Here is a 13,794-nt window from a genome sequence, read left to right on the forward strand (position 1 = left end):
ATTTGGTATTGTTTTTCTGGTTATGAAAAATTTGTTTTACACAAAAAATAGCGTCATTTTTACTGGTAACATTGCCTATTTAAAGACGGTCTATAGAACGAACCTTCAGGTTAAAAAAGCATAATATAGCCTCTAACGTGTTGTTTATGCTTAATTTATAAGAAAAAATAATAACTGTACGAAGATTCACCTATTATGCAATTTTCGCATTTTTATTGTGGAACATAAATTAAATTATAGTTAATATAAAATAAAAATAAACAAAATAATATTTGCGATTAAAATATAAGTAAAAATAAATACGAATTATAAAATATAATATTTATTAATTTGTATATTAATATTTTAATTATAGTGATAACAATATGTGGCATATCATGACATAATTTCGTCTTATTCTTATGTATGCTTCCCTCATGATCTATTATCATTTTAGTGTGGGTTGGACATGTATCTGAAAGAAAGCCGTCTCTTCGCATCTTCATCTTTTAGGACATCGCTTTTGGTTGCGTCCTCATTATCTTTGGTGCTGATGAATGTGGCTGCAAGGGCAGATAATGGTCTGCATGTTACTTCTGGGACTTCATATGATCTGAATACTGTCCAGGTTTATACTGGAGATACAGTTATTGATGAAGGAGCTGCACTAAATCTGATAGGTGAGGCGGCGATCGATAGATCACATAATGTTATTAATGATGGTACATTAAATATTTCCGCTATTAATGACATAGCTCAGATTAATGCTCTTTCAGGGAAAGGGTCAGTAGATCTTGGAAATAAAGTCCTGCATATAAGTGGAAATTCTTCAGAGAGTCATTATTTTTCAGGAGTAATCTCAGGAGATGGAGACTTATTAATCTCTCGAGGTGAAGAAATATTTACAGGACATAGTAATTATACTGGAAAAACAACCATAAAAGATGGTGCAAATCTTGCCCTTAATGATGGTGGATCATTAAATGGTGTTTCTGCTATTACGAGTCAGGGGGATCTATCCTTAAATAACGGTCATATTATAATGCCTTCAGCACCTACGGGTCATACAGGTGATGATTCAGGTTTATTCTATATAGGCGCACAGGGTGGCAATGTAGCCCATCTGACACTGACCAATGGTAGTTCCATAGAGGGTGTTAGGAACGATGGAAGCGGGGTCGCTCTTACATTTGGTAATTTAAAGGGAGATTCTGGTGAAGCTATAATTGATCATTCTACGGTTGAGGTTAGTCAGCTTACAATAGGGGAAGAGGGACAGGGCAAAGTTACCGTTACTAATGGGGCGAATGTTGATGTGCATAACGGTTTGGTGTTAGGCAACCATGGTGCAGATGAAGGTGCCCATGGTGAGCTTGACATCACGGGAAATGGAACGGTTTTCTCTACTGAAAATGGTGAATTGTCAAAAAATCTTGCCGCAATTTATATGGAAGGAAGCTCTATTGTTAATGTTGGTGATGGTGCATCTTTTTTAATTACACAAAATTATAAAAATAATAGTGTAAGTTTATCTGACCATAGCTCTATAAATATTGGAAATGGTGGTTATGTGCAGATAAACTCAGCGTCAGGTAATCAGTCTGTAATTAACCTGCAAAATGGCAGTCATATAAATGTTAATAATGGTTCGCTATTATCCTATCAGGGAAATGACAGGATTAATACGGACTCTGATAGTTCCATACAAATTAATCGTGGTGGTGTGTTTGATGCGAGTGGAAGCTTAACGTCTATTGGTTCTTCTAGTAGTGCCGACATTGTAATGAATGGTGGCACTTTTGAGAATAGAAATGATTTTGATACTAACGCTAAAATAGAACTCGCTTCCGGAACTAAAAATACATTTGATATTGAGAAAAATTCTGCATTTTCTGGAGTTATTAATGGTGCTGGTGGAATCGACAAAATCGGTTCTGGTACAATGAACCTGAGCGGTAATAATACTTATACAGGCGAGACTGATATTGATAAAGGAAAGTTATCTCTTGTATCTGGCTTGGATTTGCAGAATAACTCTGTTGATGGAAGTATAAGTCAGTCTAGTGTTATTAATATAGCAGCTGCTGGTGAATTTGATATTCAAGGGATACAGAATAGTGGGACATCTGTTAAAGGGATTGCTGGTCACGGGGAGGTAATACTCGGCAATAAAATATTAACAATTACTGATGCAAATCCTGCTAATGTCTATTCAGGTACTATATCGGGAGCTGGTGGTTTAACCATCGCGGGTGGCACAGAAGTTATAGCTGGTGTTAACCGCTATACAGGCCAGACGACAGTTAATGAAGGAGCAACGCTTTCATTGACAGATCGTGGAGATATCAGCAAGTCATCAGGTGTTCAGGCTGATGGAATATTGGATGTATCAGGTAAAATGGGCAAAACTGATGTCATATTGAACTCTCTTTCAGGGGGTGAAAATGGTCAGGTTATAATTGGCGATCATAATCTGATTCTTACTGGGGAAACATTACATAATGGAAATCAGTTTACTGGTGTAATCTCTGGTAATGGTGGCGTAACCATCGGAGATAGTCGTTCGACACATAGTGAAGAGAAAGAGGTTTTCTCTGGAAAGAATGAATATCTAGGCCAGACAACGATTAAAAATAATGGGACACTAGCTTTATCGGGAGATGGGTCTATTGACCGGTCATCGGCTGTTAAAATCGATGGTATATTTGATATTTCAGGTGTAACTCGAGACAATGTTGAGATTAATTCCATTGCAAAAAGTGGAGGGAAAGTCTTCCTGGGGGATAAGACTTTAGTCCTCACTCATGCTAATGGGACTGGTAATAATTCATTTAATGGTAGTTTGTCAGGTTCTGGAGGGCTTATAATTGCCGGCGGTGAGCAGGCTCTCAAGGGGGTCAGTAGCTATACTGGTAAAACAAAAGTCAGTCAGGGGGCGGCGCTTTACTTAACTAATGATGGGAATGCCATTAGTGCATCATCTGGTGTGCAGGTTGATGGTAAATTTGATGTTGCCGGTGTGAATTCTTCTGGTCACGTATACCCTAATGGCAAGGATTATTTAATATTACCTAACGACGTTAATATCAATTCACTTTCAGGCAACATGAATGGTAATGTTGAGCTTGGAAGGCATAATCTGGTTATTAATCATGCGAATGAAGAAGCTGGAAATGAATTTGATGGCGTAATTTCTGGTAGTGCCTATCACATAGGGAACATTGAGGTTGGTGGTGTTACCATTGCTGGTGGGAAAGAAATACTTGGTGGAATTAATAGTTATACTGGTTCTACGACAGTTAAGGATGGTGCTGTTTTAGCACTTACGGGACGTGGTTCCATAAGTCATTCCTCCAATCTTCAGGATGATGGTCATTTTGATATATCAGGTTTAACAGGTAATGCAGAAATTAAATCACTTTCTGGTTCGGCAAGTGGCTCTGTGAATCTGGGTGAGAACAACCTCATAGTGACAGAGGCAGGTGGTCAGTTTGACGGCAGTGTGTCTGGTAATGGCGGTATTACCATTGCTGGTGGGCGCGAGGCATTTACTGGTGTCAATGATTACCATGGGGAAACGGTTATTGAAAATGGAGCAACATTTGCACTCTCTGGTAATGGCTCTATTGCCCGGTCAAACAATGTTCAAGTAAATGGCTTCTTTGATTTGTCAGAAGTAGCAACAGAAAATACTGAGATAGAATCACTTTCAGGTGGTGTTAATGGTTCTGTAAAACTTGGTGATAATAATCTGACAGTAACTAATGCCAATAATGGTAAGTTTGAAGGATCTATCTATGGTAATAGTGGTTTCACTGTAGCTAAGGGAGTTGAGACCTTTACTGGCGTTAATGATTATACTGGCAAAACTATTATTAGAAATGAAGGGACCCTTGCTCTATCTGATGGTGGTTCTATTTCTCAATCCAGTAATATCCAGGCTGATGGTTTATTCGATTTATCAGGTCTGGTGACAGGTAACACCGATATTCAATCACTTTCGGGGGCGGCAAGTGGCTTTGTAAAGCTGGGCGGTAATGATCTGACTCTTGTTGTTGCTGCTGATAAATTTGAAGGCATTATTTTCGGTGATGGTGGTGTTACGCTGAACGGTGGGAATGAAGTCTTCTCCGGTAATAATATCTATAAAGGAGACACGATTCTAAATGGCGGAAATCTCGAGATTGATGGGGATCAGAGTGGAGCAAATGGGGCTGTATATGTTAATAATGAAAGCACTCTGAGCGGTTCTGGTATAATTGGTGGTGCTGTTGATGTACAGGAAGGTGGTACATTATCTCCTGGCAATTCTGGTGGGGCTGGTCTTGGCAATTTACAGATCATGGGTGATTTGACACTGCATGATGGCTCATATCAAAAATTCTCAATGGGACAATCTAATGTAGCTGGCGGTTCTTATAACGACCTCGTGACAGTGCATGGAGATCTAAGTCTGGGTGGAATATTGGAAGTAACAAATTCCAATGGCTCATCCAGGGAGTTGGGGGCGGGTGTCTATCGTTTATATAGTTATGATGGACAGTTGCATAATGAAGATAAGCAACAGATTGCCGGTTTACCAGTTGAGGATGGAGTTAGTTTGTCACTTCAGACATCTCGTGAACATCAGGTGAACTTGGTTGTTAACGATAAAGATCTTCAATTCTTTGTTCCGGAAACCAATGGGGCTAAGACTCATGTAAAAGTTTCGATAATGGATGTGCCGTTACCTACTTATGAGTGGAGTGCTTCTGTAAATGGTGTAGGGGTTTCGAGCTGGACAAATGCTGATGGGCAAGATAGGGGGTCGTGGAATAAGGGTAACATGGCGATCTTCCAACAAGATGCGAGTATCGTTGTTGTCAAGGACGAAAAAGATGGTTTACCTGCCCGTGTAAAAGTCAGTGGCATGCAGTTCATGAATGATGATGGGAAGTCATATGTTATAACTGGCGGGGAATTATATAGTACTGGGTTTCAGACAGATATTATAGTTGGCGATACAACTGGTAGACCTAGTACAGTCACGGCAGAGTTGAATACGGCGATTGATGATGCCTATGTTACTGATGCTTCTGGTGAGAAGGGAGTAAGCGATCTGGTCAAGAAAGATGGGGGTACATTACGCATTACGCATGATCAGAATTATCATGGCGAGACAATTATTGAAGGTGGTAACCTGGAGGCGGATGCCGATCTTAGAAATTCTTCATCTGTGTCTGTTGAGCAGGGTAGCATGTTATCAGGAAATGGTGACGTCAATAGTGTTACTGTAAAAACTGGCGCTGTCATTCAGGCTGGAAGTTTAAGTGATCCCACAGGTTCATTGAATATTAACGGCGACCTTAATATGAAAAACGACTCTCATATTCTGGTTAATATTGCCTCTGGATCGGATAGTTTGTTGAGAAATAAGACTATCAACGGGGATAATAGTAGTAATACAATTTATGTCAATGGAATGGCTGATTTGAGAAATTCCAAGATTGACGTTAATTTTCAGCGTGGAATGGATTTACGTTATGGGCAATCTTATACATTTCTGGTTGCTAATAACGGGATAAAGAGTGAAGGAAGTTCTTTGGGTAATACAAATCTTGAAGATAGATATGCCTTCCTTGATCCTAAATTAGGATTTAAACCAAGTAATGAGAGTAAAGGTAATGAAAATTCTCAGAATGGGATTTCAACGCAGGAAGATAGATCGTCACCAAATGATGTAGATAATGAGGGCTATATTTATATGGCTCGTAATGCCAGGGGGTTCGTCACCACGGCATTGACACGTAACGAGCGGGAAGTCGCCCATGCTCTTGACAGACTTGATAAGTCCAGGGCTGGAAACCATCTGACAGCTGAAAATCCTGTGCTCGCAGCGGCTGAGCAGATTTATAGAGGGGAAGAGAGAAGAAGTCTGAATTCATTCTCTGGCGAGATACATGCTTCTGCAAGGACTGCCCTTATTCAGGATAGTTTCTACGTAAGAGAAGCAGCATTAAACCGCCTTGCTATGGCTGACTGTGATGATGTCAACGGAAATAATGGTATCAGCACTGCAGATGCCAAAACAGGAAAAAGAATTGACGGTAAATGTGAATCTTCTTCTGTAGTTCTTTGGGGGCAGGCTTATGGAAGCCGTGGGAATAATTCAGGCGATGGCAATGCTTCGAGGATGAATCATTCCAGCACGGGGTTCATCATGGGGGCTGATGCTCCGGTATTTGATACATGGCGTGTTGGTGGTCTGATCAGCTACGGACGTTCAATGTTCAGTACCAAAAACACATCAGCAAATGGTTATAGCAATAATGCTACTGTTTCTGCCTATGCAGGCACACATTGGGGACATGTCTATCTCCGTATGGGGGTAGCCTATAGCTGGAATATGATGAATATGCATCATACAGTTACTTATGCTGATGTGCGCAAGAAATTAGATAGTAATTATCGTGCAGGCACGGCCCAGACATTTGCAGAACTTGGTTACCGGTTCCGGTTAAAAAATGCGACAATTGAGCCATTCGCCAATGTTGCTTATGTCAATCTGGATACTGATAAATTCAAAGAAGGTGGTGGACTGGGTATTCGTGGAAAGAACTCTGATACAGGTGTTACGTTCTCGACTTTCGGTGTTCATATGATGACCAGTTTCAAGGCGACACAGCATATGATGGTGAAGCCCTATGCTACAATCGCTTATAGACATGCCTTTGGGCTCTTAACACCAACGGCGCATGAAATGTTCAAAAATGGTAGAGATGGTGGAACAATGGATATTGCCGGTGTCCCACTATCTAAGGATTCAGCATTGATTGACACTGGTTTCTCTCTGAATGTTACGGATAGCCTGGATCTCAAACTCTCCTATATTGGTCAGTATGGCAACCAGTCTGTTGATAGTGGGGGAAGAGCAGAACTTTCAATGAAGTTCTAAGACAGTGAAAGGAAAGAGTTTCAGGCTCTTTCCTTTTCTCCTTTATGGAAAGGAAGAGGTCTCTATACCGTTAATGAATACGGGATAGAGACTTTTTTTTATAAATAGTCTGAGGTTAATGCTTTCTTCTGCAATTGTCGTTTGAGAAAAGTCTTTTGAATAAGAAGGAAAATCGTTAGACTGCCCCCGTATTTTATAACATTGGTACAGATGAATTCATGAAGCTGTCATATCCTGTTTCCAGTCGTCTTCTTGTAACAGGGAAGACAGTTTTACTGATTTCCTGTCTTGTTCTTACGGGACAGTTCTGTAATGCACAGGCTGAAGTGAGCCACCATCACATAGGGTCGAAAAAAGCAGTTCATAAAAAAACTGCTGGAAAAATGTCGCACAGACATGAGGGTAAGCGCACTCACGCAAAAATTGCGAAACAGCATAAGGCTGCAACGTCCTTAAAGGTCCCCCTCGCAGCTGGTGCTGTTGCCGGGGCGAGTGCGGGGACTGCTGTCGGAGCGGCGAATAAGACACAGCAGCCAGACAGTCTGCCAATGAAGTCGGCTCAGACAGAACAGGAAAAAGGGACTGATACGGGGTACCCTATTCCCCGTTTTGCTTCTTTGAGGGCAGATCGTGTTTATCTGAGGCGCGGTCCCGGTGAGCGCTATCCGATTGATTGGGTTTATCATCGTCGGGGCCTGCCCGTAAAAATCGAGAGAGAATTTGATGTCTGGCGCCTGGTCGAGGATTCAGAAGGCCAGAAAGGCTGGGTACATAGAGTTACTTTAAGAGGGAACCGTACATTTGTTGTCGTGGGGCAGGAAGATAGCAAGGCCCAGGATACTAAAAATTCTTTTTCTAAACACGCTGATCCCTATGTGATAGGTTACGTTCCGCCGCAGGAAATAAGCAATCAGAAAGGCGATCATACTTACCTTTTGAATTCAGCAGGGACAGATCAACGGGTTATTGCTTTGTTAAAGGCTGGAGTGGTTGGGCAGCTTATAAGTTGTCCTATGAAGACTGCCTGGTGTCATGTCAAAGTATCTGATTATGAAGGTTGGGTGCAGCGTAAATATATCTGGGGGCTTTTCCCTGAGGAGATTATAGAACCAAAATAATCAGAATTGAGGATATGATGACTAATATTGCACATGACAGGCGAACAAAGATTGTTGCGACCCTAGGGCCATCTTCATCATCGCCAGAAGTCATTTTATCTTTGGCACAAGCTGGCGTAAATGTTTTTCGTCTTAATTTCTCCCATGGGTCACATGAGGAACATGCCGCCCGTCATGGAGCAATCCGCCAGGCTGAAAAAATTATAGGCCATCCTTTGGCTATTCTTGCTGACTTACAGGGTCCTAAATTGCGCGTAGGTGTTTTTGCAAATGGCCCCGTTATATTAAAACAGGGACAGCGCTTCCGTTTCGATATGGATAATAAGCCAGGCGATGAAAAACGTGTCTGTCTGCCTCATCCTGAAATTATTCAGGCTGTTGATGTCGGACATCGTTTGTTGCTTGATGATGGCAAACTAGCTCTAAAGGTCCTCTCCAAAACAGCTGATTCCCTTGAAACCGAAGTGCTTATTGGTGGTAAATTATCAGAACGTAAGGGAGTGAATGTCCCTGATGTTATTCTGCCTATTCCTGCCTTAACAGAAAAAGACAGGGATGATTTTAATTATGCTCTCTCTTTGGGGGTAGACCTTGTTGCTCTATCTTTCGTGCAGAAACCGGAAGATGTTATGGAAGCACAAAAAATAGCCAAAGGTAGGGCGTGGATTGTTACAAAACTCGAGAAGCCACAAGCAGTTGATTGCCTTGAAAAGATTATTCACCATTCAGATGCTGTGATGGTTGCCCGTGGAGATCTTGGGGTTGAGCTTCCTGCTGAAGAAGTGCCAGTCACACAAAAACGGGCAATTGCAGAGGCGCGCAAGCTCGGTCGTCCTGTCATCGTAGCTACACAAATGCTTGAAAGCATGATTGAAAGCCCAACTCCAACTCGCGCAGAAGTATCAGATGTTGCAAATGCTGTTTATGACGGTACTGATGCTGTTATGCTCTCAGCTGAAAGTGCAGCAGGGCGTTATCCACTCGAAGCAGTACAGATGATGGTTCGTATTGTAACGCGTGTTGAGCATGACCCACAATGGCGTGCGCGTATGGATAAAATGCGTCCTCCAGTAGAACATACAATTCAGGGGGCCTTGGCGCAGTCTGCCTGGGATACAGGGCATACGCTAAATGCAGCAGCGCTGGCGGTTCATTCCAGGAGTGGACGTGGGGTTATTACCGTTGCACGTGAACGGCCTTATAACCCGGTTGTTTCTTTAAGCGATCGTACAGTAGCGCGTCGTTTATGTGTGGTTTGGGGTGTCTTCCCGGAAGTCCATCCTATGACTGACGAAGCTATGGGGATTGAAGATCTTGATCTTCCCGTAGCAAAAATCATGAAAGAAAGATCCTTAGCTAAAGAAGGACAGCATGTCATTATCCTGGCAGGGCTACCTTTCGGGCGTGCAGGCAGCACAAATACCCTGCGCGTCATAAAGATCTGAAAATTTAATTGGTAAAAGAAAGCCCGGATGATGAAGTTCGGGCATTTCTGTAAGAATTATCAGACCTGATCTTTATCGATTAAAGTCTGCCTGATTTGTTTGCCACGTTTGACACGGTCCGTGATGGCATCGGCATCACGGTCACGAATTGCTTTGGCCATTTTTTCTGTTTCATCCTTGAAGCGGTCAAGTGTTTCAAGGATAACGTCACGATTAGCGAGAAAAATATCACGCCACATAATAGGATCAGAGGCTGCGATACGCGTAAAATCGCGGAAACCAGAAGCGGCATATTCCAGAACGTCAGCGCGTAAATCGCTTGAAAGATGGTCCGCAGTGTCACAGATTGTGAAAGCCAGAAGATGGGGAAGGTGGCTTACCATGGCGCAAATGCGGTCATGATAGGTGTCTGTGATGGCGCGCGTTTTGGCACCACATCTCTGCCACAATGCCTCAACCTTCTGAATGGATGATTTTTTGGCCTGTGGGGGAGGGGTTAGCAGGCACCAACGATTTTCAAAAAGAGTTGGGAATCCCGCATCTGGGCCAGAGAATTCAGTGCCAGCCATTGGGTGAGCAGGAACATAATCAATACCTAGCGGCAGGGCCTTATTGGTGATTTCAGTACCTAACTGCCCTCTTACAGAGGCAACGTCACTAAGAATAGCGCCGGGTTTCATGAGAGGGAGAACCTGAAGCGCTACTTTTTTGACAGCACCAGTAGGAATGCAGAGAATGACAATATCTGCATTTTTGACGCCTTCAGCAAGGTCATTGGTGCAGAAATCAGCAATTCCAAGCTCTCTAACGCGTTCAATAACCTTTTCATTATGGTCAATGGCAGTCGTATAGCGTGCCAGATCTCCGCTTTCTTTTGCCCGACGTAGAATGGATGACCCAATTAAACCTGGTCCTATTACAACGAGCCGCTCAAAAAGGGGAGAATGATTTATGCTCATGGTAACTGCTTTACTAAAGAGTTTTTTTCAGATTACGGAGTTCAGAAAATTGCCACAATATCAGCACGGGGACACCGATTGTAATATCTCGTCCGCGCCTTAACAGGGAAAGGGAAAAAGAAATATCTGTGCTAATGCCAAAAATAAGTCCTAAAGCGATATAAGCACCTTCTTGCACGCCTAAGGAACCTGGGACCAGAAAGCCAACAGTCATCATGCCGCAGACAACGCCTTCAATGGCAACAGCGTCAAAAAATGAAATTGAAATGCCTAGATAATAAAGTGCTGTCCAGGTAATGCCGGCACTGGAAATCCAGAATATGAGATGTAGGAACGCACCGCAGGCTATGCGACCGGGAGTATCCCAAAGCTTCTCCAGAGAAGTCTGAAAGGATGCTGTATTATTATGGAGAGTCTCTTCCCAGCTCGCAGCAATGTGACGTGAAAGGAATATTCCTATTTTACTGAGGATATTTCCGCTTTTTTTCTGGCTCCAGATAAAACCGGCAATCCCGGCTGTTAGCAGGGCCAGACCAATAATAAGAGGGGCGATAAACTGCCCAGCTTCCTGATGGCCAAGAAGGCATAAGAGTGCGAACAGAATAAAGACGATCTGAGCAAGCGTTTCACACGTAATATCAACGATATTGGCTGCAATTGCTTCAGCCCAGCCAATCCGGGGTAGGGATTTGTTTTTCTCATACGATGAGGGAGGAGGAACGGTCGCCTTTAAGCCGGCAATCATGCCTCCTAATTGTGAAAATGGGAGGCAAGCACCTGCGGCATCTCTAACGAAGCGAGCAAAAATCAGGCGTTTGCATGATATTTCTGCGACACTTCCTTTCCATGAAAATCCTAATCCGAAATTAATGATCAGCTGAAGAAAGATAAGGACCAAGAAACCAGAGAATCCAACTTTAGAAAGTGCTGCTTTAATAGGTCCGATTCCTGCTTGAGCAGTCAGATAGGCAAAAAGCAGGATGCCGATAAAAGTCAGGCCATAAGGGATGATTTTTTTTAAGGTTGGTGTCATGAAAAGAATAAATTTTTGTTCTCTAGAGTGAGAGATGAAACAGTTTCTTCTCTTTGGGGTATTCTTTTTACAGGAGAGTGATTTCGTATTATACCCCCATAAAGATTTTTCATGGGGTGGAACTGGCAAAACATGGCTTCTGACAAAACGTTGATTACGGGTGCAACCGGGTTTGTTGGTTCAGCGGTAGCGCGTGTATTGCAAAAAAGAGGCCATAAACTGCGCCTTCTGGCTCGTCCTTTTTCAGATCAGACCAATATTGAAGGGCTGGAAGCAGAGGTTGTTTATGGAGATATTTCTCACCCTGAAACGCTTATAAAAGCGTTTGAAGGGGTGCGTTATCTTTTTCATCTTGCAGCGGATTATCGCTTATGGGTACCAAACCCCGATGAGATGATGCGTGCCAATGTTGAGGGAACGCGCCAGCTTATGAAATTGGCACAGAAAGCAGGTGTCGAGAAAATTGTCTATTGCTCCTCAGTAGCAGCCCTGGCAACAGCCCATAATGGGATTCCCGCTGACGAAGCAAGCCCTGTGACTGAGGACCAGATTGCCGGGATTTATAAACGCTCCAAATATCGTGCTGAGCAGGCTGTCCTTCAGATGATTCGGGAAGAAAACCTGCCTGCGACAATTGTAAATCCTTCAACGCCTATCGGTCCGCGCGATATTAAACCAACCCCGACAGGTCTGATGATCTGGGACTGTGTTCGCAAGCGCATGCCAGCTTATGTTGATACAGGACTGAATATCGTACATGTTGATGATGTAGCAGAAGGTCATGCCCTTGCTCTGGAAAAAGGGAGAATAGGTGAGAAATATATCCTCGGTGGCGATAATATTATGTTGAAAGATTTATTTGATCTCATCAGCAGGGAAGCAGATGTGGCTCCACCGAGAATCAGGCTCAGTCAGTCAGTTCTTTATCCTGCAGCCATTGTGTCAGAAGGTTTGTACCATCTTTTTAAAATTGAGCCACGCGTTACGAGAGAAATGCTGGCAATGTCAAAAAAATTGATGTTCTTTTCTTCACTTAAAGCGCAGAAAGAACTGGGTTATACATACAGACCGGTTGGAGAGGCTGCTGCTGATGCAGTTGCCTGGTTTCAAAAGAAAAAGTAATAAATACCGTCATAATAAATGAACAACATAAACAACGGAAAATCAAATCATGGCCGCATTATTTGCCTTTTTTGTGTGGTTGTATCTTATATTTATGCGTGGTTATTATTGGCTAGGCGGTCCCTGGCTGCAAAGGGTTAAAGGAGAAGATACCCAGTTAAAGTTATCATCGCTGCCGTCTGTGTGCATTATCGTACCTGCACGTGATGAAGAGGCGACAATCGATGTTGTCCTAAGATCCCTTTTATCTCAGGATTATAAAGGGGATTATAAGGTTATTCTTGTGAATGATGAAAGTCGGGATGCAACCTCTCTGATAGCTGAGACTGTTTATGACCCTTATAAACGGCTGACCATTATAGAAGGCAAACCCAGGCCAGAGGGTTGGAGCGGTAAATTATGGGCCGTATATCAAGGTCAGGAAAAAGCTTTTGAGGTCTTGAAGGAAACGGATTTTATTTTTCTGACTGATGCCGATATTATTCACGATCCTGACCATTTATCCTCTTTGGTCGCTAAGGCCGTCGAACAGAAGTTGGACCTTGTTTCCGAGATGGTCATGCTGAATTGCAGCGGATTCTGGGAAAAGTTTCTGGTGCCAGCTTTTGTTTATTTTTTCGCATTGCTTTATCCGTTTCGCAAAGTGTCAGATCCAGACTCTCCTATAGCAGGGGCAGCAGGGGGAACGATTCTGCTGCAATGTGGCAGATTAAAGAAAATCGGTGGGATACAGGCCTTACGTGAGGCCCTGATTGATGATTGCACATTGGCAGCGCATGTCAAAAAAAGCGGTGGAAAACTCTATCTTGGATGTAGTGAGCAGGCCAGGTCCATCCGCGGCTATCATTCACTTTCTGAAATCTGGCATATGATCGCCAGAAATGCTTATGTCCAGCTTCAGTTTTCTCCTTGGCGTTTTGCCTTGTCTGTCATAGGCATGTGTCTAATCTGGCTAGTGCCTATATGTAATTTTATATGGGGGAAGGGAGCGAAACGCTGGATAGGCGGGAGCGTATATGCTGTCAGTTGTCTCAGTTTTGTCCCAACCCTCAGATGGTTTAACCTTCCTTTTTGGCGTGCTCTGCCACTGCCTTTGGTGGCAACGTTTTATATGATGGCAACGACAGGCTCTGTTATAGATTATTACCGGGGGGTAGGTGTACGCTGGAGAGGGCGTTCTTATGATAAGCGTTCATGAAAAGCA

The 13,794-nt window shown here is 43.0% G+C and carries 7 protein-coding genes; 5 read left to right on the top strand and 2 right to left on the bottom strand.

The window, feature by feature from the left end; genetic code table 11:
- The first annotated feature begins 502 nt into the window (after nt 1-502).
- The 3 genes from AC3B6P_RS09235 to pyk all read left to right on the top strand — a co-directional run bounded on the left by AC3B6P_RS09235 (nt 503) and on the right by pyk (nt 9,476).
- Nucleotides 503-6,913, top strand: a complete 6,411-nt coding sequence (locus AC3B6P_RS09235) for an autotransporter domain-containing protein (protein ID WP_489805841.1) — start codon at nt 503-505, stop codon at nt 6,911-6,913.
- A 218-nt stretch (nt 6,914-7,131) separates the two neighbouring features.
- On the top strand, nt 7,132-8,031 hold the full coding sequence (locus AC3B6P_RS09240; protein WP_489805842.1) for an SH3 domain-containing protein: 900 nt from the start codon (nt 7,132-7,134) through the stop codon (nt 8,029-8,031).
- 17 nt (nt 8,032-8,048) lie between these two features.
- Nucleotides 8,049-9,476: a pyruvate kinase gene (gene pyk, locus AC3B6P_RS09245; RefSeq protein ID WP_489805941.1), complete on the top strand. Its 1,428-nt coding sequence runs from the start codon at nt 8,049-8,051 to the stop codon at nt 9,474-9,476.
- Nucleotides 9,477-9,535: 59 nt separating this feature from the next.
- Here pyk and AC3B6P_RS09250 read toward each other — a convergent pair whose 3' ends face one another.
- Complete coding sequence (locus tag AC3B6P_RS09250) at nt 9,536-10,435, bottom strand: prephenate dehydrogenase/arogenate dehydrogenase family protein (RefSeq protein WP_489805843.1); 900 nt, start codon at nt 10,433-10,435, stop codon at nt 9,536-9,538.
- A 13-nt stretch (nt 10,436-10,448) separates the two neighbouring features.
- On the bottom strand, nt 10,449-11,468 hold the full coding sequence (locus AC3B6P_RS09255; RefSeq protein ID WP_489805844.1) for a lysylphosphatidylglycerol synthase domain-containing protein: 1,020 nt from the start codon (nt 11,466-11,468) through the stop codon (nt 10,449-10,451).
- 132 nt (nt 11,469-11,600) lie between these two features.
- On the opposite strand from AC3B6P_RS09255, the gene hpnA reads away from it, so the two are divergent.
- Both hpnA and AC3B6P_RS09265 read left to right on the top strand, forming a co-directional pair.
- Nucleotides 11,601-12,590: a hopanoid-associated sugar epimerase gene (gene hpnA, locus AC3B6P_RS09260; protein WP_489805845.1), complete on the top strand. Its 990-nt coding sequence runs from the start codon at nt 11,601-11,603 to the stop codon at nt 12,588-12,590.
- Nucleotides 12,591-12,639: 49 nt separating this feature from the next.
- On the top strand, nt 12,640-13,788 hold the full coding sequence (locus AC3B6P_RS09265; protein WP_489805846.1) for a glycosyltransferase: 1,149 nt from the start codon (nt 12,640-12,642) through the stop codon (nt 13,786-13,788).
- The last annotated feature ends 6 nt before the right edge of the window (nt 13,789-13,794 follow it).

The organism is Aristophania sp. ESL1142, assembly GCF_058107345.1.

Bases quoted from the DNA above. Each gene is read 5' to 3' on its own strand.
- AC3B6P_RS09265 (WP_489805846.1), top strand. From the start codon at position 12,640: ATGGCCGCATTATTTGCCTTTTTTGTGTGGTTGTATCTTATATTTATG.
- pyk (WP_489805941.1), top strand. From the start codon at position 8,049: ATGACTAATATTGCACATGACAGGCGAACAAAGATTGTTGCGACCCTA.
- AC3B6P_RS09255 (WP_489805844.1), bottom strand. From the start codon at position 11,468: ATGACACCAACCTTAAAAAAAATCATCCCTTATGGCCTGACTTTTATC.
- AC3B6P_RS09250 (WP_489805843.1), bottom strand. From the start codon at position 10,435: ATGAGCATAAATCATTCTCCCCTTTTTGAGCGGCTCGTTGTAATAGGA.
- AC3B6P_RS09240 (WP_489805842.1), top strand. From the start codon at position 7,132: ATGAAGCTGTCATATCCTGTTTCCAGTCGTCTTCTTGTAACAGGGAAG.
- hpnA (WP_489805845.1), top strand. From the start codon at position 11,601: ATGGCTTCTGACAAAACGTTGATTACGGGTGCAACCGGGTTTGTTGGT.